Here is a 21,671-nt window from a genome sequence, read left to right on the forward strand (position 1 = left end):
AGGGACCTTTGCTGCCGTTCGTTAGTGCGCTAACGAACGAGAGCAAAGGTCCCTTGCTCTCTTTCGCAGGTCAGTCGGCGTTCCACTTGGCGTCTTCGGCGTCGGCCTGCCGCGTACGTTCCTTGGCGATGTCCAGGGCACGCCTGGCCGTCGCCTCGTCCGGGTACGGGCCGAGGAGGTCGATGCTCCGGCCTCGTTCCAGGTGCTCGACCTGGTTCGTCTTGGTGTTGAAGTACCAGCCCTGATCCGGGTTCGGGTCGCTCGACATACGTCCAGCGTGACATCACCCGGACGTTCTGTCATCACTTGCGATAGCGGTACGGGATCTCCGTGGGATCACCGGTCGGACCGAACTCGCCGCCCTCGGGTTGATCCAGCTTCGAGCTTTCCGGCACGTTCTCGGCGAGTTCGTCGAACCAGCCCCGGCCCATCGGAATGCCTCGCGGCGGAGTGGGAAGGTCCGGCGAGACGGGGATGCCTTGCGGCGGCGACCCGGGCGACACCGGCTGCGGCAAGGGACCCGAAGGCGGCCCGGTCACCGGAGAGGTGGCGGGGGGCATCGCGGACGACGGCGGACTCGTGGCGGGCGGCGGGTTCGCGGGTGGCGGGCTCGCGGGCTGGGTCGGCTCGGCCTGGGTCGGCGGCGCGACGGACCGTGTTTCCGGCGTGGCCGGAGGCGGGGTCACCGGCGGCGGCTGGTTCCCCGCGGGAGGCCGCGTTCTGCTGGGTTGAGGCAGCGGCGGCAGCGCGGGAGGCGCGGCGGGCGGAGGCCCTTGGTGGGGCGCGGGCGGCTGAGGCGCGGGCTCCTGGGAGGCGGGTGCCTGAGGTGCGGATGCTTGCGGCCCGGGCGCTTGCGGCGCCGACGGCTGAGGCCCGGGCGACTGCGGCGCGGGCGCTTGCGGCGCGGCCGAGCCACCCGGCGGCGGGGCAGCGGGTGAGGCGGAGGGCGGCGCAGCAGGCGGTCCGGCGGGCGGGGTGACCGTGCGCCACACCGGCGCGGGCCCGATGTTCATCGCCGCCGGAGCGCGCGGCGGCTGCTGCTGGGGCTGCGGCGGTCGCGGCTGCTGCCCGGGCGCGGGCGGAGCGGCCTGCGAAGGCGGCGGAGGTGCCTGACGCTGCGCGGGCTTCGGGATCGGGTCGAGGCACGAGACGAGCACCGTGGTGTTCGCCGGATCGTCGATCTTCCGGCCGCTGCGCTCGCGGTAGATCATCTCGCCTTCGGTGTCCATCTCGACCAGGTAGCCGGCCTCCGCCAGCTGCTCCTCGTCGAGGTCGACGAGCTTTTCGTAGCGCGACGGGACGACCCGGTACACCGGCCAGGCGAGGTGGGCGTTCTCGTGGTGGAACTGGGCCAGCAGGGCGGCCATCTGCTGCTGCCAGGGCAGCGACATCCCCTCGGCCAGCGAACGCGGCAACACGACGTAACCGGGCTCGACCCCCGGCCAGCCCTGGTTCAGCTGATCCGCCAGCGGTGTGCTCGACGCCGGCCGGGCAGCCTGCCGCGCGGGCTGTGCGGTACCGAAAAGATCGCGGGGATCGACCTCCGGGCCGCCTCCCGCCGCGGGCTTGCCTCGCCTTCCGAATTTCCGTGCCACGTTCTTCATCCTCTGCCAGTGTGCGGCCGCTTGCCGGTGGACAGGCCGCCACTTCGGGTGAATCCGATGGTCTCGCGATCGCGATACCACGCTGTCACCATGCTAAACGCCAGGACGGACCGCCTGCGCGACCACTTCGGCCTCGTCGAAGGAGAAGTCGCGGATGTGCACCGGCACCCCGGTCTGCTGCGCCTCGACGATCTTGCCCTCGCCCAGGTACATCATCACGTGGTGGATGGTCGCCGGATTCGACGGGACGGTGGCCAGGAACAGCAGGTCACCCGGCTGCGCCTGACGGACCGGCAGCATCGCGCCCGCCTTGTACTGGTCGCGGGAAACCCGCGGGAGGATGATCCCCGCCGACTCGTAGGCCCGCAACATCAGCCCGGAACAGTCGTAGCTGTTCGGTCCGGTGGCGCCCCAGATGTACGGCTTGCCCTGCTCGCCGAGGGCGAACTTGATGGCCGACGCGGCGGCCTGGCTCGGCGGCACCACACTGCCCACGCTCGTCCCGCAGCCGACGACGTCGACGATCTGGCCCTCGTTCTGCACGAGGAGGGCCGCCATCGGCTCCCAGCTGTGGTACCGGTCGGGGAAGCCGGAGCGCTCCACCCGCTGCGCGGCGTCACCGGGACGCATGTTCTCCCAGTCCGGCACCGCGAGCAGCACGTCGAAGAACTTGTTGACCTGGTACGGCGGGTCGGTGACCTGCGCGACGGTGCCCCAGCCCATCGACGGCCGCATCTGGAAGATGCCGAGCGAGTCGCGGTCGCCGTGGGTCAGGTTCCGCAGCTTGGACTCGGTCATCCCGGCCTGGATCGCCACCTGCCACGCCCGCGGCGACAACGTCCGCTGCTTGCCGATCGAGACGATCAGCGCGACGATCCCCTTCTGTTCTTCGTCGAGTTTGTTGATGTCCGAAGAACCGCGATCGGTCTGGCCGGGCAGGGTCGGCCCGATCGACGCGTCGCAAGAGGTCTTGATGACGCTGCCCGCCTGGGCCTCCATGTGGTCGGTCACCACCTTGGTGACCGTGCTCGTGGTGACCACCGCGGCGAAGACCGCGGCGATCAGCACGCCGACGATGATCCCGATCTTCATCGGGTCAGCCCGCTTGCGTGAACTTGGTGACTCGCCACCCGAAGTTCCTCTTGATGACGGTGACCCGGACCTTGGGCCCGTCCGTCGGGACGTCGACCTCCATCGACCCGGCGAAGGAGGTCGAGACCTGCGGCTCCCCGGTCACCTTGGTCGCGGTGATGTTCGCGGGATCCACCGTGGTCAGTTCCCCGGCCAGGTACTCCTCGGTGGTGTACGGCCGCAAGCCGTTCAGCCACTGCTCGGTCGTCGTGCCGTCCGGATGGTTCGCCCATGCCGTCACCCATTCCTTGGCGACCCTGACACCGTCCTGGTCAGGGGGCGCGGAGGACGGCGGCGGCTGGGTGGTCAGCCTCGGCGGCAGCGTCGACGTCACGGTCACCGGCGCCGCGGCGCCGGGACGCGATGTGGAGGTCGCCGAAGTACCCGGCCCGGACGCCGTCTGCCCCGGTTTCCCGAGGGCCTTGGGCAGCAGGATGCCCAGCGTGGTGAGTACCACCGCGAGGACGACCAGCGTGCCGACGAGATGGCGGGGTGAGCGCAGCGGCCAGCCCCACAGTCTGCGGTAGACCGCGGTGCGCCCGCGGTTGGTCCGGATCGGCATGGGTCACCGGCCCACTGCGTGGTCTGTGTCCCGGACTTCTTCGCGGACCTCAAGCCCGCGCGAAGGCCGGTACAGCACGAAGACCGGCTTGCCCGCGACGACTTCGGGGTCGACGCGGCGGGGACGCGGCGTCGACGGTCCCGCTTGCGCCGGCACGGCACCCGAGTAGTCGGGCGTGGTGTAGCCGCCGCCCGCGGAGTTCATCCGCGACGGCACCACGACCGGCTCCGGTTCGTCGTTCCAGCGCCGGTCGGCGACCGGCGAGGTGTCCACCCGGCGGCTCGGGATCTGGACAGGGCTCCGCCCACCGGAGGTGAACATGGAGTCGCCCGGATTACCCGCGGCCGGGTTGTACTGGCCGAACACCGGCACGCCTCCGCCACCGGCGGGGAGCGCGGGCAGGCCGCCACCACCACCGCCGACCGCGCCGGGCCACGGCGCTCCCGACCAGGCCGCCGCGGGCCGGATCGCGCCGGAACCGTTGTCGAGCCGCTGGGAGCTGGCGAAGATCGTCGCCTCGGGCCGGAACCGGCCGCCGCCGATCGTCGCGCCCACGGGACCGCGGAGGTCGCCGTCGACGACGTCGTCGGTGTCGCGGACGTTCTGCCAGAACGCGTCCTGCGGGGTCTGCTCGTTGTTCTTCTTGCGGAAGCGGGAAAAGAGCCCGCCGCGTGGCGACGGCACCGCGCCGCCGACCATGCCGACGGACATCTCGACCATCTGCCACAGCCGCCGCACCGGGCGGCCGACCATGAACAGCAGCACGGTGATGATGGCCGCCAGTGCCATCTTCGTCAGCAGGGACAAGGAGTTCCCCGCGGTGAAGATCGCTTCCAGCAGGAGCGTGTGCACGCCCGCCAGCACCGAGAGCACCACCAGGTTGAAGGCGACCGCCCCGAGCACCTTGAGGATGCGCTGCATGATCTGCGGCTGGAGCAACGCGATCAAGCCGATCAGTGGCGCCGTCAGGACGAAGATCCTGATCAGCACCTGCGCGAGCAGAACCGTGGCCTTGGCCAGCAGCTGGAACAGGGAATAGAAGATTCCCTGGCCGAGCGAGAGGAAACCGGCGCCGACGCGGCTGCCGTCCTCACCGGTGAAGTAGCCGGTCGCCGGGCCGAGTTTGGTGGAGATGTCCTTGAACGCCGCCTTCTTGGAGTCCACCAGCGCGGTGTCGGCGTCGCCGCCCTGCTGGATCTGGCCCCAGGTGAAAGCACGCGCGTCCAACAAGAGCGGACCGTACTGGAGCGCCTGCGGCGAATCCGGGCTGCCGAACTCTCCGCGGAGCCAGTTGTCGTAGACGACCCGGCAGTGCAGTTCGGTCGGGACGCGGTCCCACGGCTGGCGGGCGGCCACCGCCTCCGGGGTCGCCTGGCACGGCTGCGCCGAGGGCGGCGGCGGTGTCGTCGGCGGCGGCGGTGTCGTCGGCGGCGGCGTCCTGGCCTCGTCGATGAACCCGGCCTGGATGTTGGTCGTGGTCTGCACGATCGCGTTGTCGATCGGATCGAGGAACCGCAGGAGCGCCAGGGAGGACGCGGCCAGCCAGACCGCGGCCAGCCCGTACAGCGCCCGTTTGCTGACCGCGGCGAGATCGCCGCGCCAGATGTTGCGGAACAACATGATCGACATGATCAGCGCGGCCAGGCCGAACAACTGGGCGTAGATGTTGTTGTAGACCTTCTCGGCCCCGGCCTTGACGGCGTTGTACAGCGGGCTGAGCAGGCTGCCCTGCAACACGGTGTAGTGCAGCGAGTTCGTGGCACCGACGAGGTTCTTGCCGATGTTGAACAGCTGGTTGCCCGCCCAGGTGTCGATCGTCGAGTTGGGCGAGGTGATGCCCGCCAGCGGGCCGCAGTCGGTTTCGAACGTGTCCCAGACGTGGCCGGCGTACCCGTAGACGTTGTACGGGCTGCCGCCTTCGCCCTTGGCCGTGGCGGGCGGGTCGAGCGCGCCGACCATGCCCGCGCCGGGCCGTTCCGGGTTCGGCGCTTCACCGCAGGCCGCGGCCGACGCCGCCGGAGCGGTCGCCACGGCCTGCAGGCCCAGGATCAGCATGACGACGAACATCGTCGCGCGGCGGCTGGGTCTGGTCTTGCCCGGCCGCGGCCCCTCTTTCAGGCGGCGGCGCAGCGCGTGCCAGCCGGCCGCGAACGCGAGCACGAACGCCAGTGTCATCACCGTGTTCATGCGGCATCCCTGCCGGTGCCACCCTTGCCGGCGCGCGCGCGTTGCTCGCCTTGGCTCCCGTTCCCGTTATGTCCGTTTTGGACAGCGCCTTGCACTTCTCCGGTTTCGGCCGCCAACGGGTCCGGGGCGCCGAGCATCTGATCATCGGTGAGGCCGACCTCGAGTTCGGCCGCGAGCTCGAGGTCCTCTTCGAGCTCGAAGTCGTCCTCCGGCGGCACCGGGACGTACTGTTTCTCCTCCGGGACGGCCAGGTCGTTGCCCGGCTTGGCCGATTTGGCCGATTTGGCGTCGGGTGAACCCGGCGTGGTGTCCATGACCCGGCGCAGGTGCTCCAGGTGCGGCCCGGAGAAGTCGACGCGGATCCGCTCCACGCCGCCGGCACCGTCACCGAAGATGAACTGCCGAGGCTCGACGTCCCGCTGGAGATCGCGTGACGAACCGGGACGACGGCCGAGCGCGGCCACCACCTGCTCGTAGCCGACGCCGACCGGGACCTTCAGCAGGCGCAGCGCGTCGGCCTGGGCGTCGTCGTCGTCGAGCCGTCCGACGAACACCGAGTCCAGCAGCGCCACGAAACCCTGGATCTTCAGGAAGTCCGCGGGGATCTGCGAGGACAGCAGCACCCGGACGTTCCACTTACGCGAGTCACGTGCGAAGCGGTTCATCAGCACGCGGCCCGTCGGGACCTCGGAGAGGAAGAACGCCTCGTCGATCCAGACGCCCTTGCGCAGTTCCTTCGGCTTCTCGTACACCGACCGCTGCGTCAGCCACGCGGCGAGGTTCAGCATCTCGACGCCGAGGGATTCCGCGTCCGTCCAGTACTCGCGCGGGACGCCGTCCTTCGGCAGGGTCAGCCCCGCCATGGTCAGCACGGTCATCCTGTCGTCGCGGGTCTCGGCGTACGGGTCCGCGTCGGTCTCCGGGATGAGCAGCGCCATCCGCTCGCGCATCTCGTCGAGGAAGTCCGCGACGACGACGGCGTGCTCGTGGTGCTCGCTGGAGTCCCGCCGCAGCGCGTCGATGACCTGGCCGGGGTCGGCTTCGAACCGGCCGCCGACCGCGCGGACGGCGCGCAGCAGCACGATCCGGGTCTGCGCCATCCGCGAGACCTCGTAGGGCAGGACGCCGGTGAGGACGTCGAGCACGAGACGACGCCGGGTCGCACCCGCGAGGGCCTTCTCCCGTCGCCACGACCGCTCGGGGTCGTCCTCGTCCATGAAGTGCTCGATCTGCGGCTCGGCGACCACCCGGTACGGGTTGAGGATGCCGGGTTGCGCGTTGAGCAGGTTGATGTTCCGCGCGTACGGCCGCAGCTCGGGCAGGTCGCACAGCCGCGACAGCGGACCGGACGGGTCGAGGATCGTCCAGTGCGCGCCCGCGCGGAGCGTCTTGTAGACGATGCCGCCGCCGAGGAACGACTTGCCGCCACCGAGGCCGGCGACCATCGCCGTCAGGCCCGAGCCGTCGCGGATCTCCTGCGCCATCCACGGGTCCCAGGCCACCGGGCGCCGGGTCGCCGTCACGGTCTCGCCGAGCAGGATGCCGCGGCGGTCACCCACCTCGGCCGTCGCCGTCGGCACCGACGAGGACGCCCACACGACCGAACCGCGGCGCATGTACGCCGCCGAGGCCAGCGGCTCGCCGGGGATGAACTCCCGGGCCAGCGCGTACTGGGCTTCGGGGTGCTCGACGGCGATCTTCGGCTTGTAGAGGTCGAGGAGCTGCTGGGCCAGGCGCAGCGCGTCACGCTCCGTCGGCCCGGACACCGCCAGCCGCCACCACGAACGGACACGGGTGGCCAGCGCGGTGAAGCCCGACGTCATCTCGTCGTCGATCTCCAGCACCCGGCCCGCCTGGCGCGCCAGCGACTGCGGCGGCTCCAGCTCGTGCTCGTCGGTGTAGTGCTTGACCTGCGAACGCACCTTGTTCATCTGGCGCTGCAGCTCACCGGCGACCTCTTCGGGGCGCCGGACGTAGATCCGCGCGGACACCTCGACCGCGGCGGGCAGCCGGTCCGCGTGCTGGATCCACGGGTCGTCGACCTCGGGGATCTGCAGGCCGTGCATCTGGCCGACGGTGAGGACCGCGAGATGCCGCGAGACCCCGGCGTTCGAGCCTGTACGGCCGCGCACGGTGACCGTCGGCGCGTACGGATCGGCGTGGAAGTCCGCCGCGTCGGTGAAACTGGCGAGGTCTTCGGGCTCCCAGGCGGCGCCCGGGACAGCGGGCATGTTGCGCGGCGCGGGCAGGCCCAGCGAGCACGACCGGTGCATCAGCCAGGACATCTCCTCGGCGTGCACCGGGCGGCCTTCGAGCCCGGCCGAGCCGATCACCTGGTCGAGGTGTTCGACCTCGGAGTCGAGCGCGGCCAGTTCGGCGTCGACGGCCTCCGGCAGGATCTTGCGCAGCACCGGGGCGGCGCTCTCGACCGCGCGGTCGATCATCCGCCGGGTCTGCACCTGGACGCCGAGATAGACCTCTTTTTCGGCCATCGAACGGCCCATCAGCTGCTGCTGCTCGCCGATGAGGTAGTCGTCGAAGGACTGCGCGCCCGGGACGTCCTTGGGACGGCCGACGGCGTTGTGCACGTGGGCCTCGGCCCACATGCGGATCGGGTACGGCCGGTTGGTCACGCGCAGGTGCAGCCAGCGGCCCTGGAGCTCCGCGTACTGACCGGCGATGGCCGCGATCAGGTCACGGCGCTGCGAGTCCGACCGGAACGACCAGCGCTGCGGCGCGAGCCGGTACCAGGCGTAGACCTCGTACCCGGTGCGCAACAGGTGCCCGTCGATGCTTCGCGCCGCGATGGACGGGGTATAGGTGGGTATGGCCGCCTCGCCGGGCAGCCGCCTCCCTTTGCCGGCCTTCTTGGGCTGCGCGGAGCGGACCTGCTGGGGCGGGTTCCAGGCCCCTTGCGGCAGGTCACGATCACGTTTTCCTCGGCTTCCGCCGCGACCGAACAACGACTACCTCCCGGCCTGAGCCGCAGGACGGCTCCGACGCGCTCGTGGTGTTCCCTGAGCTCCGGCGCCGCCGCCGTAGCCGTCGTACTGGTACTGCCGTCTCCTGCGGTGCTTCGGTAGCGGGCGGCTCGCCCGTACCCGGACGCGGGACGCGCTGGCCGCGCCACCCGTGCCCGTGGTCCGTTCTCTTGGTGTGTTGAGCTCTTTCGCCGCCATCGCGGTCACGGCGCCCAGCGGGCGCTCGTGGCTGATCTTGGCCGTGATCAACCGGGTGATCACAATTGTGGCGACGAAAGCCCAGGCGGTCGAGAAGAACCCGAAGCTCCACCCCGCCCACCGTTCGGTGGTGAGCACGAGCAGGAAGACCGGGATACCGACGAGCCACGCGACGTAGCGGGCCCTCCAGGGAAAAGTCGCTTTCGGCGGGCCGAGCCACACGGCATCGACCCGGTAAACCTCGTCATCGGTGCGGATACGCAACGCGGGCCCTGCCTCAGCCCGTGAAGAGGCCGGCGATCCACTGGCCCACGTTGACTCCGGCACCACTCACCGCGAGGCCGATGATCGCCAGAGCGATCACGACACCGGCGAGACGGCGCATGACACCTGCGTTGTCCCCTTTGCCACCGCCCAACCACAGGAGCAGAAGCGCGACGGCCAGCAGTACCAACGGGATGATGTTGTCGATCAGCCAGGTACGGACGTTGCCGGTGCCGAGCTCGCCGGCGGCCAGCGTGTCGAGGGTGGTCAAGGTCATCATCGCATTACTCCCGGTGCGCGGAGAGGGGGTTCGCGCGGTTCTGGCTCGGTGGTGCTTCGAACATCATGGCGTCACGAGGCGTAGTGGTCAAAGCGCGCTCTGTAGATATCGATTTGTCTACCGGTGACAGAGCGAGGCACAGCACCACGACCATCCTCGGTCTCCATCATCGTTGCAAGCGTCGTCTGGATTAACCCCGGACACCCGTATTTCGCAGTGCGCAGTGGAAAACACCCGGCTTTGCCGCGTCTTGCTCACTGTGAGTACGGGTCGGCCCAGGAAAATCCGGCCGCGACCAGTGTGACATGACTCGTTCGGTGGCTTCTCACGAGTCCGCTGGGTGAGCACGCATTCGACAAAAATCATCGGTGCCGATCAAGCGAAAGTCACACGTCCGTTACCCAAAGCGAAATCCGGACCCGCATTTTCACTACATAGCGTGATTATCGGCCCGTAGAGAACACATTCGCGGGAAAAGCGCCCGCTTCGACGGCCTGGCGGCTCAAAGGCCCGCACAGTTCGTGAAGCCGTTTCGTCTTTTCCTCGCCGAGATGCTCCCAAGGGCCTGTCGACGCCTCGTTCGTAGCGGCTTCGATGCGCTCGCGAAGATCGTTCCCGGCCTCGGTCAGACCGCCCTCGGCGTCGAGGATTCCCCTGTCACGGAGCTTGGCGACCGCGCCGTCCCACTGCTCGTCGCTCCAGCCTCGGGACGCCTTGGCCGCCTCGGCGAGGAAGCCCTTCCCGGTGGCGGTATGCGTGACAAGAGCGGAGAGGCCGTCGAGACCATTGAGGACCAGCGCGGCGATGTGCCCGTCACCGCGGTGCTCACGCAGCTGGGTGATGGCGTGCCAAAGGACGAGATGCGGCTCGCTCGGCCAGCCGAGGTCCGCGTGCCCGGCGTAGAGCGCCCGGCCGTCGACCTGACAGCCTCCGGTCGCCTCACGAGCGAGTTCGGCCGCCTCGGCGACCTCTTCGGAGCCGAGGGTGTCCTTTCCGAGCAGCCTGGTCAGCGCCGCGTCGACGGCCTCGAAACGGGCCTCGATGATCTTTTCGGGAGTGGCCAGCGTCCACGCGCGCGGGATGTAGCGGGCGACCAGTTCGGGATTGAAGTTGTAGAAGGTCGCCGCGACCACACCCGGGCTCACCGCGCCCATGGGCGCCGCGCGACCCGCGAAGTAGGTCATGCGCCCCGGCCGGAGCCCGGCGCCGGTGAGCGCGGCTTCCGTCTCGGGTGCGAAGTAGGTAAAGGAATGCAGTACGTCGAACGTCCCGCGGAACCGTCCCGTGACCCGACTCGCTTCGCCCATGTGGGCACCCTACCGGCAAGTAGCGAGGGGGCGCAGCGTCCGAAGGGGCTGCGGTGGGAGCGGGGGACCTTTGGTATCGCCCCACAGGTCGGCCGCAGGTGGACGGCGGTCCGGAAGGTGTGAAGGTCGAGTTTCCTCGGCTGAGCCGAGGGAAGGGGGCCTTCACGCGTTGTCGCCGGGAGCTGGGGGGTTACTGGGGTTGCTGGGGTTACTGAGGCTAGGGGGCTGGTCCGGGTGGGTGAAGGTCGCCTTCCTTACGCTCAAGGTAGGGAAGGCGACCTTCACGGACCTCTCGCTCACCTTTGAAGTACGTGAAGGGGTCCTTCACGTACTTGGTCACCGGCGCCCGAATGTCATGAAAGGGGCGTTCAGGACGAAATTCGTCCTGAACGCCCCTTTCATGACACACCCCACGCGACGCGACCGCGCGCGTGAAGAAAAGAAGTACGGACGAGTCGGCGTGTAAGCCGGATCCTGTCCTCGCCTCGCCTTGCGGCTGGGCGAGTGGCGGCCATCCATCTAGGCCCGCCGTCGCCGACGGGCTCGAGCGGCCTACCCGCAGGCTCGGGCGGGCAGCCCTCGATCGCCTGCGCAGGAGCCTCGCGGCTCCCTCTTGGCCTTGCTCCGGGTGGGGTTTACCTAGCCGTCCTGGTCACCCAGGACGCTGGTGGTCTCTTACACCACCGTTTCACCCTTACCTCCCCCCGCGAAGCGAGCGGAGGCGGTCTGTTTTCTGTGGCACTGTCCCGCGGGTCGCCCCGGGTTGCCGTTAACAACCACCCTGCCCTGTGGAGTCCGGACTTTCCTCGAACCGGTCTCCCGGCTCGCGGCCGCCCTGCCGACTCGTCCGTCGGCGAATCCTACTGCACGGGTGCGGGCAGGCAGTTCAGGTTGCGCTGCCCGTCGGGTTTGACGACGAACCACAGGTGGTCGGTGCCTTGTCCGGTCCATTCGCCGGGGCGCGCGTTGGCGAACTTGTAGAGCGGCCAGCCTGCCAAAGTCACCTGTTCGGTGCCTTCGGGTCGCCTGATCGTGTCGACGAGAGCCGGGTCGATCCCGGTCACCGACGGCGTGCCGGTGGTCGTGACGGGGATCCACACCACGGCGCAGTCCCCGAGGCACGCCGAGCGGGCCTTGTGCGGGTTGTCGCGTTCGTACCGGAAGAGGACGGCGCCGGTGTCGTCGAGGACGGCCTGCCCCATCCGGGTCATGTAGACGGCGGTGAGTTGCGTGCCGGACGGCGGGTCCACCGGAGTGCTGGACCGCGAGGTGCCGGGCGGAGGGAGACGCGGACTGGGGAGGGCTTCGGTGACCGGAGCCCTCGCCGTCAGCGCCACCTGGCCCCCGGGATCAGCCGCCTGCCACCACATCGCGGCGCCCACGACGAGTACCGCGATGACGACGAGCATGGTCAACCGCGATCGGCGCATCAGGCGTCTCCGTTTCTCCCGGGTGGCTGACGGGGTTCTGCTCCGCGATCTCGTTGGTCCAGTGCAGGACGGCGGAAGGGCTGTCGAGGCCGACGACGCCGACCAGGCGTCCCTTGCGGACGAAGCCGGTGACGGGCCTTTCGCCGCCGACGGGTGAGGCGAGCGCGACGGTGTCTGTGCCGAGCCTCGGGATGCCGCCCGCCTGGATGCGCATGCCGTGCTGTTCGGACCAGAACCGCGGCACCGGCGCGAACGGCCGCGCGGCCTGCGGACCGGCGAGGAGGTTCTCCGCGGCCGCCCGGCCCATTTCGACGGCGTTGAGCCAGTGTTCGACCCGTCTGGGCGTCTCGTCGAAACGCAGGTTCGGCCACTGCGCGACATCACCGGCGGCGACGATGGTGCTCATCCCCAGCACGTGGCAGGTGGGCGAGCAGACGACGCCGTCGTCGAGCGGCAGCTTGGCACCGCGCAGCCACGAGATCGACGGCACCGTCCCGACGGCCACGACGACACAGGACACGTCCAGGATCCAGCCGTCGGACGAGCGCAGCCGCAGACCGTTCGCCGTGGTCTGCCAGTCGTCGATGGACGCGCCCAGCGCCAGCCGCACCCCTCGCGACCGGTGCAGCGCCGAGAGCTTCTGCCCGATGTGCTTGCCGACGACTTCGCCGAGCAGATGCGCCGACCGGCCGATGACGGTGACCTCGCGACCCGTCTCGCGCAGGCTCGCGGCGACCTCGCAGCCGATGAACCCGCTGCCCAGCACCGCGACCGGCCCGTGGTCGGCGGCGAGGTTGTCGCGCAGTTCGGCGGCGTCGGCCAGGGTCCGGACGACGACCACGCGCGGATGTCCGTGCGGGACACCGGAAAGCCGCCGCGGTTCGACGCCGGAGGCGATGACGAGCCCGTCGTAGCGCAGTTCCTCCGCCCCGGGCAGATGGACGATCTGACGGCCCGGCTGCAGATGCGTGGCCGGGGTGTTGAACCGCCATTCGGCGTCGATCTCGTCGAGCCGGGCGAGCGCCATCTCCGCCGGATCCGTGCCGCCGGTCAGCAGCTGTTTGGACAACGCCGGCCGGTGATAGGGCAGGCCCGGCTCGTTGCCGACGATCACCAGTTCGCCGTCGAACCGCAGTTCCCGCAACCGTTCCGCGCAGCGCAGCCCCGCCAGTCCGCCACCGACGACGACGATCCGTTCGCTCATTGTCCTGCCCCTTGCAGTCGGATGGCTCGCATCGGACAGGCCCGGGCCGCGGCCTGGACCAGTGGCACCTGTTTGGCGCCCGGTTTGCGGAGATAGCGCAGCTGGCCGTCTCCGGTGAGCTGGAAGACCTGCGGCGCTTCCGCCTGGCAGATGGCGTAGCGATGGCATTTCTTGACGTCGACGGAGATCCGGACCGGTTCGGCGCGGCCGGTTTCGCCGTCGAGCAGCCCGAGCCGGACCAGGACCCGCGGCGGGAGCACCCGGAGCACGGTGAGCACGGCGGCGGGGGTGAGCACGGTGATCCCGCCGAGCCAGACGGTCGCGAGATTCCCGTTGGCGGCCGCGCCGAGCCAGGAGTGGATCGCCAGCAGGCCGACCGAGAGATAGCCGAGCTGATGGAACCGCTTCCGCCCGTGGCCGATCGCCCCCCGGCCCAGCGCGGCGGTGACCGCGACGGCGACGAACAGTTCCAGCCCCGCGACCCCCGCCGCGTGCCGCGCGAACCCGCCGCCGGCGAACGGGATCAGCAGCGCGAGCGGCCCGAATGAGTCGTCGTCGAGGAAGAGATAGGACAGGCCGTGGACGACTCCGGTGGCGAGGCTGAACACCGCGAGCACGACGTGACCTCCGCGCAACGCCTCGTGACCGGTGACGCGCCTGATCCAGCCGGTGGCGCTCAGCACGCCCCACACCAGCGTCAGGCACATCGTGACGTAGGCGAACCGGGCCGAAAGCGTGGCGATGTCCCGCACTCCGCCGTCGTGCGGCGACGGGGCCGTGACGACAGCCAGGAGCGCGGCCGTCATGCGCGCCTGCCCGGGGCGCCGAGAACCCGTACGAGCCCGAAGGTCGCTCCCCCGGCGAGCCCCGCCAAGAGCACGCCGAAAACGATGTCGCCGCCGCCGAGTTCGTTGCCGCCGGCGGGGCTGACCGTCAACGACGTCGTCTCGGCGATGCCGGTGCTTTCGAGCAGGGTCATATGCCGCATGACGGTGTCGACGGCGGTCTGCGCGAAGGAGCGCATCGCGTCGTCGCGGGTGGCGGCCCGGACCTGGGAGGCGAGACCGAAGATGCTCCCGTGCGCGGCACGGGCACGGTTGACGTAGAGACGGTCGAAGCCGGGACCGACGGCGGCGGCGATCTCGTCCGACCAGGACCGCTGCTCTTCGGTGGGCTCGCCGGGAAGTTCGACGCGGACCTTCGAAGCGAGTTCACGGACCTGGGCGTCGAGGCGGTCGTGGTCGTCGGCGAGTTTGCGGCCGACCTCCCGCACCCGCTGCCCGCTTCCGCGTTGCTCCGCCTGACGACCGATCGGGCCTTCCCACAGGCAGGCCTGCCGTACTCGCACGAGCAGTTCCCGATCATGGGAGTCGATTTCCGCGAAGGCACGATCGGGCGTTCCCAGCCCTATCGCCAGGCAGGCGATCACCACTCCGAGCAGTCGATAGATCATTTCACCCGTCCCCGTCTTCAAAGTGCCTCACTGGAAGTACGGCGAACCGGAGCGGCCGGTTCGATCTCTGTCGACTACCCCAGTGTGATGTGCATCACACGACACATTTAGAACCGTTTATCGACGGCATACGTACCGGGGCAACTAATAGTAAATAGAGCACTACTGCACATGGCCCACGGCGATAGTCTGCGCTACGGTGTACGAACCTGTGAAATCCTCCGTCGCCGGGGAGGTCGCAACTCTTATGGAAGCTGTGGGCAGAGGATGTCGGTTCGGCCGCGAGCATCAGGTGAACGAGATGCCTGACGAGCTGATTTCCGTACTGTACAAGGATTTCAGGGAGACTCTGTTCAGTCAGGTAATGTACCTGACCGGCCATGATCAACAATGGACCGAGGACGTCGTCCAGGAAACACTGATCCGCGCCTGGCAGCATTCCGACACGTTGAACCGCGAGCCGGGAATGCTGCGCGGCTGGCTGCTCACGGTTGCCCGGCGGATCGTGATCGACGGCTGGCGAAACCGGCGTGCCCGGCCGCAGGAGGTCGAGCTGGACAGTTCCGAAAACGCCGAAATAGCGGACCAGACCGATCGGTCACTGTCCGCGCTCGTCATTTCCGAGGCGTTACGATATCTGGACAGCAAATATCAGGCGGTCATCTACGAGACGTATCTGACCGGGCATACGGTCCGGGAGGCGGCGGTGATATTGGGAATCCCGGAGGGAACGGTCAAATCACGGCTGTACGCGGCGATGAAGACATTGCGACGGTCGTTAGGAGAGCTGGGTTCGCGATGATGAAGCGAAAGGTGAAACACACCGATGCGGCGGCGTACGTACTCGGTGTGCTCGACCAAGCCGAGGCTTACGCCTTCGAAAGGCATTTGAAGGGCTGCGGGCGCTGCGGGCGCCAGGTCGCGGAATTCACGTCGGTGGAAGACGCGCTGGCGAAGGCGGATCTGCGCTACCTGTCCCCCGGGGCCACCGTCGTCGTCCGGCGCTGCGGCAGGCCGTCGAGGATCATGGCCAACCTCGTGGTGGTCCTGCTGGCCTGCGTCGTCGCGGCCCTGATGTCGTCACAACGGTCGTCCGGCCGGCATCGGCGGGTCTCGTCGGATACGGACATCCTGTCCCCGGCTCCCCTCGACGATGTGCCGGCCCATGGCTCCGACCAGCGATTACTCCCGTTTCCGCTTACGTTCAAGTAGTCTGCCGCAAGCCGACACGAAGGTCTCTACGGTGCATACCGAAGTAAATCCCGAGAGTCCCTTCGGCGGGCCTTCGGTACCGAAGCGCCGCGCCGCCGGGTTACTGGGCCGAGACAGCGAACTCGACACGATCACCGGACTGTTCCGGACCGCGCTCCTCGGCCGGGCCATCAGCGCGGTGGTGGTCGGCGAGTTCGGCATGGGCAAGTCTTCGGTGCTCGACGCCGCCGGTGAGCTCGCGAAAGCGGCCGGGTTCACCGTCGCGATCGCGACCGCGTCCCGGTTGGAGACGCATCTGAGCGGTGGTGTCGGCCGTCAGCTGATCGAAGGGCTGACCCACGCCCCCGCCGAACCCGGATCACCGCGGCCGCGGGCACCGCACGCCGCCGAATCCCTGCCGGACCGCCGCCCGCGGAACGAACAGGAGCAGACAGAGGCGCTCGACGCCTTCTTCCACACCGTCCGCCACGCCGCCGAACAGGGGCCGGTGTTCCTCGGCATCGACAACCTCCACCTCGCCGACCCGTGGTCGATGCGCTGTCTCGCCTACATCCGGCACCGCGTGGAGCATCTGCCGGTGATGTTCGTGCTGACCTCGCTGATCGGGCATCTGCAGACCGGCGAGGTCGCCCTGCTGGAGATGTCCGGCTGCACTCCGGCGACGATCCGGTTGCGCGGGCTGGGAACGCGGCACGTCGCGGAGTTCCTTCGCGTCTCTCTCGGACGGTTCGCCGAGGAATGCCACAAGGTCACCGGCGGCAACCCGTATCTGCTCGGCGCGCTGCGCCGCCGCCTGGTCCCCGGGATGGACCTGGACGCCGCGGGTTCGGCGATGATCGGCGAGGTGCTGCGGGTCCGCATGCACGAGTACACCGCCGCGCCGAAGATGCTCGAAGCCGTCGCGATCCTGGGTGAGGACGCGAGCTTCGACCTGCTGGCGCAGCTCGCGGGGGTCGACGAGATCACCGCGCTGGAGGCCATCGACACGATGGTGCGCGTGCACCTGCTGACCAACAGCCACCGGCCGACGCTGACCTACCGGTTCGTCCGCAACTCGGTACTCGCCGACATGCCGCTCACCACCAGGGCGGTCACCCAATCGCGGGCGGCGCGGCTCCTGCACGACTCGGGCGCGCCGCCGGAGCGGGTCGGCGCCCATCTGCTGGAGGCGACCGCGATCAGGATCCCGTGGGCGGTCGACGTCCTGCGGCTGGCCGCCCGTCATTCGGTGGTCGAGGGTGATCCGGAACTCTCCGTCCGGTTCCTGTCGCGGGCGCTGGAAGAACGGCTCAGCGAACGCAAGCGGATGGCGATCCTGCTCCAGCTCGCGCACGCGGAGTTCCACTGCGACCCGGATTCGGCGCCCGCCAGGGTGCGCGAGGCCGTCGACCACATCGACGACCGCGAAACAGCGGCCTTCGCGGCGACGGCCATGATCCTTTCGCTGTGCTGCGGTCCGGACGCGCGGCTGGCGATCAACTCCGCCGGCCAGTTCGCCGCGCGGCTCGACGCGGGCGGGCCCGACGCCGTCTGGCCGTTGCTGTGCATGACCTATCTCGCCGAGGCGGGCAGCAGACTCGGGCCGCCGCCGGACTTCCGCGACTTCGAACGGCAATGGGCGCCGCTGAACGACCCCGCCGCGCGACAGAGCCGATCGGGATTGCTCGCGCTCGACACGGTGCGGAGCGGGAAGTCCGCGGCGAACGCCGTCCGGCATTTCGGGGAGGCGTTGTCCGGCGAGCAACCCGAACTGTTCGAACAGCCCTACTTCTTCACGCTCGCGACGGCCGTACTCGCCGACGAAGCCGCCCTCACCGACAAGCTCTGCCAGGTCCTCGACATCAAACGCCTGCCCTGGGACTTCCATGTGCCGAAGGGCGCCCTCGCCACTCTCGCCCGCGGGATCGCCCTGCAGGCGGGCGGCGATCTGGTGCGGGCGAGCGTCCACTACGAATCCCTGGTGCGGCAGTTCGAAGAACGCGGCGCCACCAGCCGGTGTCCGATCGCGGTGCTGTGCGCGGCCAGGCTGATCGAGGTCTCGGTCGACCTCGGCCGCCACGACGTCGCGAACGCCGCGCTGGACAAACTCGATTTCGGGGCCACACAAGCACTTTTCACGCACAACTACCTGCTCTACGCGCGCGGCAGGCTCCGCGCTGCCACCGGTGAACCCGAACTCGGCTACGAAGATCTGCGCGGTTGCGGCCGCCGCCTCGAACACCACGGCATGCGTTTCCCCGGGTTCGCCCCCTGGCGGGCGCACGCCGCCCGCACCGCGCTGGCACTCGGGCGCACCGACGCGGCGGCCAAACTCGCCGAAGAGGATCTCGACGCCGCGGAACGGTGGGGAACGCCGAGAATCCTCGGCGGCGCGCTGACCACGGCCGGTCTCGTCCGCGACGATGGCCATGGCGAAGAGGCCGAACGCCTGCTCACCAAGGCCGTCGACGTCCTCGGCGAATCGACGGCGAAACTGGCGCTGGCCGAGGCCTTGACCGAACTCGGCGCGCTGCAGGCCCGGCACGGGCAGGACGAGAAGGCGATCGTCACGCTGCGACGGGCCGTGCAGTCGGGCAAACACTGCGGGGCGCGGCCGCTCGCGAGGCGGGCCGCCGAGGCGCTGCGCGACGCGCGGACGAGCCTGACCACGGCGAGGGACAACGACCACGGCCTCACCAAACAGGAATACCGGGTCGCGGTGATGGCGTCACAAGGTCTCACCAACCGGGAAATCGCCGAGGCGCTGCACCTGACCCGCCGCACCGTCGAGCTGCATTTGTCCGGGGCCTACCGCAAACTGGAGATCACCGGACGCACCGAATTGAGTTCCGCGCTCGGCCGGTCCCAGCGCGTGGACGGTGATTGACGGTTTCCGGGGGTGGCGGGTTCACTCCGCGACATGCCGGGAATCGAATCCGAACCACTCAAATTCGCCTATTGGGTCCCCAATGTGAGCGGCGGTCTGGTCACCAGCGACATCGAGCAGCGCACCGACTGGGGATACGAGTACAACCGGGATCTCGCCGTCCTCGCGGAGAACAGCGGGTTCGAATACGCGCTGAGCCAGGTCCGCTACACGGCCAGCTACGGTGCCGCCTACCAGCACGAATCGACCGGATTCAGCCTCGCGCTGCTGCTCGCGACGCAGCGGCTGAAGGTGATCGCGGCGATCCACCCCGGACTGTGGCATCCCGGGGTGCTCGCGAAGTTCGTCGCCAGCGCGGACGTGATCTCCGGCGGGCGCGCGGCGGTCAACGTGGTCAGCGGCTGGTTCAAGGACGAATTCACGAACCTCGGTGAACCATGGCTGGAACACGACGAACGGTACCGTCGTTCGGAAGAGTTCATTCGCGTACTGAAGGAACTCTGGACGAACGACCACGCCGAATTCACCGGCGATTTCTATCGGATCCACGATTTCGACATCAAACCCAAACCCCTCGGGCGGCCGCATCCGGAGATCTTCCAGGGCGGCAACTCCACCGCGGCGCGCAAGCTCGCGGGCCGGGTCTCCGACTGGTACTTCAGCAACGGCAAGGACTTAGACGGTTTCAGCGAGCAGGTCGGGGAAGTCCGCGGCTACGCGGCCGAGAACGACCACGCCGTCCGCTTCGGGCTCAACGGCTTCCTGATCGCGCGGGAGACCGAAAGCGAGGCGAAGGCCGTGCTGCGCGAGATCGTCGAGAAGGCGAACACCGACGCGGTCGAAGGTTTCCGCAACGCCGTCAAGCAGGCGGGAGGCTCCACTTCGGACAAGAAGGGGATGTGGGCCGACTCGGAGTTCAAGGATCTGGTGCAGTACAACGACGGCTTCCGCACCGGGCTGATCGGCACGCCGGAGCAGATCGCCGATCGGGCCATCGAGTACAAGAAGCGCGGGGCGAACCTGCTGCTGCTCGGTTTCCTGCACTACCTGGAGGACGTCGAGCACTTCGGGAAGCACGTGCTGCCGGTGATCCGGGCGAAGGAAGTGGACCTGGAGCGAGGCGCCGCCACTCCGGAACCCCTCGTCACTTCCGTTCCCTGACCCTGGGCAATTCGGCACCTGGTTGCGATCGTTGCACGCGCAAGGATCGCGACCAGGTGCCGAATTGCGGGTCTTTAAGGGAGATACACCGTCTGGCCCGGGTGCATCGAGGGGCCGCAGTCGTTGAGCGGCCTGCCGAAGCGCACCTTCTCGACCTCCGGCATGGTCTTCGCGGCGTACTCCTGGACGGCCTTCAGCTTCTCGGGGCTGGAGACGACGTCCTTGCGCACGAAGTCCCCGTTCCGCAGTCCGCCGCCCGGGTACACGAAGACCGGCTCGTAGTCGCGGTCGATCCGCGGGTCGACCGCGATCCCGTTCCCCGCGGCCCACGGGCCCCACGAGTGGATGAAGGTCGGCTTGACCTTGTCGAACACGTAGTCGCGCAGCCCCGGCATGTCGCCCTTCTTGACGAAGTCCGCGACGTCCGCCTCGACCAGCCCGGCCATGTCGACCAGGTGCAGGCGGCTGGTCATCGACGAGCCGCCGAGGTCGGGCAGCAGCAGCGACGCCTGCTGGAGGCCGAGGATGTCGGCCATGGTGTTGAAGCCGCGGCCGAAGCGGTCGGCGATGAGGCACGCGGGCACCGTCGGGGACTCTTGGAACTTCTCCGACGACGACGCGAAACCCATCCCGGACGGGATCGCGGCCGCGACCAGCACGAGCACCACCACGGCCCGCAGCACCGCCCGCGAACGGCGCAGCAGTTCACCCGCGGCCAGCGTCCCGGTCAGCGCGGCGAGGATCCAGATCGGGGTCGCGAAGCGGTGCTGGCCCATCCAGTCCGGGACCATCACGCCGTAGGCGACGATGCCCAGCGCCAGCGGCGTCATCAGCGCGATCAGCGCGCGCCGCCACTCCGCGCGGACCAGCGCGTAACCGATGGTCAGCGCCAGCAGGATCGTCCCGGCGACACCGGCGTAGCCGACCAGCTCGAACGGCTGCTTCAGCGCCGAAAGGCCGGGCAGGCCCTGCCCCTTCGCGATGGACGGGTTCGCCAGCAGCCTGCCGAACTCCGCGATCCGCCAGGCGAGATACGCCCCGAACGGGATCGCGAAGGCGACCACGGACACCACGACGAACTTGACGCTCTGCCCCAGCAGCGGCTTCCGCAGCTGGAACAGCACGACGAGCGGGTACGCGGCGCCGTAGATCAGGCCTTCGGGGCGGGTCAGCGCGGCGAACGCGACCAGCACCCCGGACCAGATGGCGACCTTCGCGGTGAGCACGGTGTTCTTGCGCACGGCCACGAACAGCAGCACGGCGAGCCACGCGACGGCCATCCCGAACAGGGAGTTCTCCAGGCCGGAGATCGTCCAGATGACGAACGACGGGATCGCGGCCAGCGTCAGCCCGACGACCAACGTCGCCAGCCAGGCGAAGCGCTCGAAGACCTGCTTCGCCGCGACGTGGCAGGCCGCCAGCGTCCCGGCGGTGAACAGGAGCCCCAGCAGCTTCGGGAACAGGACGTAGTCGGGAAGGCCGAACAGCATGCCGCTGTCGAAGATGCCGAAGAGCTTGCCTGCCGCCAGCAGCACCAGCCAGGTCGAGTTCGACCAGCCCTCGACCGACGGCTGCCCCGGCTGCAGCACCGGGCCGAGACCGTCGGCGAAACTGCGCGCGTAGGAGAAGGTGATGGCCGCGTCGTCGACGATCCAGTGGCCGTAGAGGGTGGCATGCCAGGCCAGCGCCGCGACACCGGCGAGAACCGCCAGGTACGGCGCGATCCGGGCGGCCGGGCCACGACGGGCCGGCGTCTCCGCCGGGTCGGGCACTTCTTTTTCGGAAGCTTCGCTGAGTGCGCTCGCCGTCATGTCCCCGTCTTTGCCTTCTC

General features: G+C 69.1%; 18 protein-coding genes and 1 other RNA gene. 4 read left to right on the forward strand and 15 right to left on the reverse strand.

The window, feature by feature from the left end:
• Positions 1–70: 70 nt before the first annotated feature.
• From ACFOSH_RS20355 to ACFOSH_RS20420, 14 genes are all read right to left on the reverse strand, one after another.
• Positions 71–268 carry a hypothetical protein gene (locus ACFOSH_RS20355; protein ID WP_378240573.1) on the reverse strand — a complete coding sequence of 66 codons (198 nt, stop codon included), beginning with the start codon at positions 266–268 and terminating at the stop codon, positions 71–73.
• Between the two features lie 34 nt (positions 269–302).
• A complete protein-coding gene (locus ACFOSH_RS20360) occupies positions 303–1,595 on the reverse strand; it encodes a hypothetical protein (protein WP_378240575.1) in 1,293 nt (430 codons plus the stop codon).
• A 102-nt stretch (positions 1,596–1,697) separates the two neighbouring features.
• Complete coding sequence (locus ACFOSH_RS20365) at positions 1,698–2,696, reverse strand: C40 family peptidase (RefSeq protein ID WP_378240576.1); 999 nt, start codon at positions 2,694–2,696, stop codon at positions 1,698–1,700.
• A gap of 4 nt (positions 2,697–2,700) precedes the next feature.
• Positions 2,701–3,297 carry a hypothetical protein gene (locus ACFOSH_RS20370; RefSeq protein WP_378240577.1) on the reverse strand — a complete coding sequence of 199 codons (597 nt, stop codon included), beginning with the start codon at positions 3,295–3,297 and terminating at the stop codon, positions 2,701–2,703.
• A gap of 3 nt (positions 3,298–3,300) precedes the next feature.
• On the reverse strand, positions 3,301–5,484 hold the full coding sequence (locus tag ACFOSH_RS20375) for a magnesium transporter (RefSeq protein ID WP_378240579.1): 2,184 nt from the start codon (positions 5,482–5,484) through the stop codon (positions 3,301–3,303).
• Positions 5,481–8,447 (reverse strand): ATP-binding protein, encoded by a 2,967-nt coding sequence (locus ACFOSH_RS20380; RefSeq protein WP_378240580.1) that lies wholly within the window; start codon positions 8,445–8,447, stop codon positions 5,481–5,483. Before ACFOSH_RS20380 ends, ACFOSH_RS20375 begins: the two co-directional genes overlap by 4 nt.
• A gap of 3 nt (positions 8,448–8,450) precedes the next feature.
• Positions 8,451–8,927 (reverse strand): hypothetical protein, encoded by a 477-nt coding sequence (locus ACFOSH_RS20385; protein ID WP_378240581.1) that lies wholly within the window; start codon positions 8,925–8,927, stop codon positions 8,451–8,453.
• 13 nt (positions 8,928–8,940) lie between these two features.
• Positions 8,941–9,207, reverse strand: a complete 267-nt coding sequence (locus ACFOSH_RS20390; RefSeq protein WP_005166545.1) for a hypothetical protein — start codon at positions 9,205–9,207, stop codon at positions 8,941–8,943.
• Positions 9,208–9,650: 443 nt separating this feature from the next.
• A complete protein-coding gene (locus tag ACFOSH_RS20395) occupies positions 9,651–10,514 on the reverse strand; it encodes an SCO6745 family protein (protein ID WP_378240582.1) in 864 nt (287 codons plus the stop codon).
• Positions 10,515–10,961: 447 nt separating this feature from the next.
• An RNA gene (gene rnpB / locus ACFOSH_RS20400) (RNase P RNA component class A) lies at positions 10,962–11,360 on the reverse strand.
• A 14-nt stretch (positions 11,361–11,374) separates the two neighbouring features.
• Positions 11,375–11,944 (reverse strand): COG4315 family predicted lipoprotein, encoded by a 570-nt coding sequence (locus ACFOSH_RS20405; protein WP_378240583.1) that lies wholly within the window; start codon positions 11,942–11,944, stop codon positions 11,375–11,377.
• The gene (locus ACFOSH_RS20410; protein ID WP_378240584.1) at positions 11,865–13,148 is read right to left on the reverse strand and encodes an NAD(P)/FAD-dependent oxidoreductase; all 1,284 of its coding nucleotides are present in this window, start codon (positions 13,146–13,148) and stop codon (positions 11,865–11,867) included. Before ACFOSH_RS20410 ends, ACFOSH_RS20405 begins: the two co-directional genes overlap by 80 nt.
• Complete coding sequence (locus ACFOSH_RS20415; protein ID WP_378240585.1) at positions 13,145–13,954, reverse strand: ferredoxin; 810 nt, start codon at positions 13,952–13,954, stop codon at positions 13,145–13,147. The genes ACFOSH_RS20410 and ACFOSH_RS20415 overlap by 4 nt, the downstream gene beginning before the upstream one ends.
• Complete coding sequence (locus ACFOSH_RS20420) at positions 13,951–14,601, reverse strand: DUF4142 domain-containing protein (protein WP_378240586.1); 651 nt, start codon at positions 14,599–14,601, stop codon at positions 13,951–13,953. Before ACFOSH_RS20420 ends, ACFOSH_RS20415 begins: the two co-directional genes overlap by 4 nt.
• 247 nt (positions 14,602–14,848) lie before the next feature.
• On the opposite strand from ACFOSH_RS20420, the gene ACFOSH_RS20425 reads away from it, so the two are divergent.
• From ACFOSH_RS20425 to sfnG, 4 genes are read left to right on the forward strand one after another with little or no spacing between them, the layout of a single operon-like run.
• The gene (locus tag ACFOSH_RS20425; protein ID WP_378240678.1) at positions 14,849–15,403 is read left to right on the forward strand and encodes a sigma-70 family RNA polymerase sigma factor; all 555 of its coding nucleotides are present in this window, start codon (positions 14,849–14,851) and stop codon (positions 15,401–15,403) included.
• An 11-nt stretch (positions 15,404–15,414) separates the two neighbouring features.
• On the forward strand, positions 15,415–15,813 hold the full coding sequence (locus ACFOSH_RS20430) for a zf-HC2 domain-containing protein (protein WP_378240587.1): 399 nt from the start codon (positions 15,415–15,417) through the stop codon (positions 15,811–15,813).
• Between the two features lie 31 nt (positions 15,814–15,844).
• Positions 15,845–18,679, forward strand: a complete 2,835-nt coding sequence (locus ACFOSH_RS20435; protein WP_378240588.1) for an AAA family ATPase — start codon at positions 15,845–15,847, stop codon at positions 18,677–18,679.
• Positions 18,680–18,712: 33 nt separating this feature from the next.
• Positions 18,713–19,840, forward strand: a complete 1,128-nt coding sequence (gene sfnG / locus ACFOSH_RS20440) for a dimethylsulfone monooxygenase SfnG (RefSeq protein WP_378240589.1) — start codon at positions 18,713–18,715, stop codon at positions 19,838–19,840.
• A 74-nt stretch (positions 19,841–19,914) separates the two neighbouring features.
• Here sfnG and ACFOSH_RS20445 read toward each other — a convergent pair whose 3' ends face one another.
• The gene (locus ACFOSH_RS20445; protein ID WP_378240590.1) at positions 19,915–21,651 is read right to left on the reverse strand and encodes a hypothetical protein; all 1,737 of its coding nucleotides are present in this window, start codon (positions 21,649–21,651) and stop codon (positions 19,915–19,917) included.
• Between the last annotated feature and the right edge of the window lie 20 nt (positions 21,652–21,671).

Source organism: Amycolatopsis speibonae (assembly GCF_042647925.1).
Taxonomy (GTDB): domain Bacteria; phylum Actinomycetota; class Actinomycetes; order Mycobacteriales; family Pseudonocardiaceae; genus Amycolatopsis; species Amycolatopsis speibonae.

What these genes read in the sequence shown, in the direction of transcription:
- ACFOSH_RS20365 (WP_378240576.1), bottom strand. Translation starts at nt 2,696, where the DNA reads ATGAAGATCGGGATCATCGTCGGCGTGCTGATCGCCGCGGTCTTCGCC.
- ACFOSH_RS20370 (WP_378240577.1), bottom strand. Translation starts at nt 3,297, where the DNA reads ATGCCGATCCGGACCAACCGCGGGCGCACCGCGGTCTACCGCAGACTG.
- ACFOSH_RS20415 (WP_378240585.1), bottom strand. Translation starts at nt 13,954, where the DNA reads ATGACGGCCGCGCTCCTGGCTGTCGTCACGGCCCCGTCGCCGCACGAC.
- ACFOSH_RS20420 (WP_378240586.1), bottom strand. Translation starts at nt 14,601, where the DNA reads ATGATCTATCGACTGCTCGGAGTGGTGATCGCCTGCCTGGCGATAGGG.
- ACFOSH_RS20390 (WP_005166545.1), bottom strand. Translation starts at nt 9,207, where the DNA reads ATGATGACCTTGACCACCCTCGACACGCTGGCCGCCGGCGAGCTCGGC.
- ACFOSH_RS20355 (WP_378240573.1), bottom strand. Translation starts at nt 268, where the DNA reads ATGTCGAGCGACCCGAACCCGGATCAGGGCTGGTACTTCAACACCAAG.
- ACFOSH_RS20410 (WP_378240584.1), bottom strand. Translation starts at nt 13,148, where the DNA reads ATGAGCGAACGGATCGTCGTCGTCGGTGGCGGACTGGCGGGGCTGCGC.
- ACFOSH_RS20445 (WP_378240590.1), bottom strand. Translation starts at nt 21,651, where the DNA reads ATGACGGCGAGCGCACTCAGCGAAGCTTCCGAAAAAGAAGTGCCCGAC.
- ACFOSH_RS20395 (WP_378240582.1), bottom strand. Translation starts at nt 10,514, where the DNA reads ATGGGCGAAGCGAGTCGGGTCACGGGACGGTTCCGCGGGACGTTCGAC.
- ACFOSH_RS20425 (WP_378240678.1), top strand. Translation starts at nt 14,849, where the DNA reads ATGGAAGCTGTGGGCAGAGGATGTCGGTTCGGCCGCGAGCATCAGGTG.
- sfnG (WP_378240589.1), top strand. Translation starts at nt 18,713, where the DNA reads ATGCCGGGAATCGAATCCGAACCACTCAAATTCGCCTATTGGGTCCCC.
- ACFOSH_RS20375 (WP_378240579.1), bottom strand. Translation starts at nt 5,484, where the DNA reads ATGAACACGGTGATGACACTGGCGTTCGTGCTCGCGTTCGCGGCCGGC.
- ACFOSH_RS20405 (WP_378240583.1), bottom strand. Translation starts at nt 11,944, where the DNA reads ATGCGCCGATCGCGGTTGACCATGCTCGTCGTCATCGCGGTACTCGTC.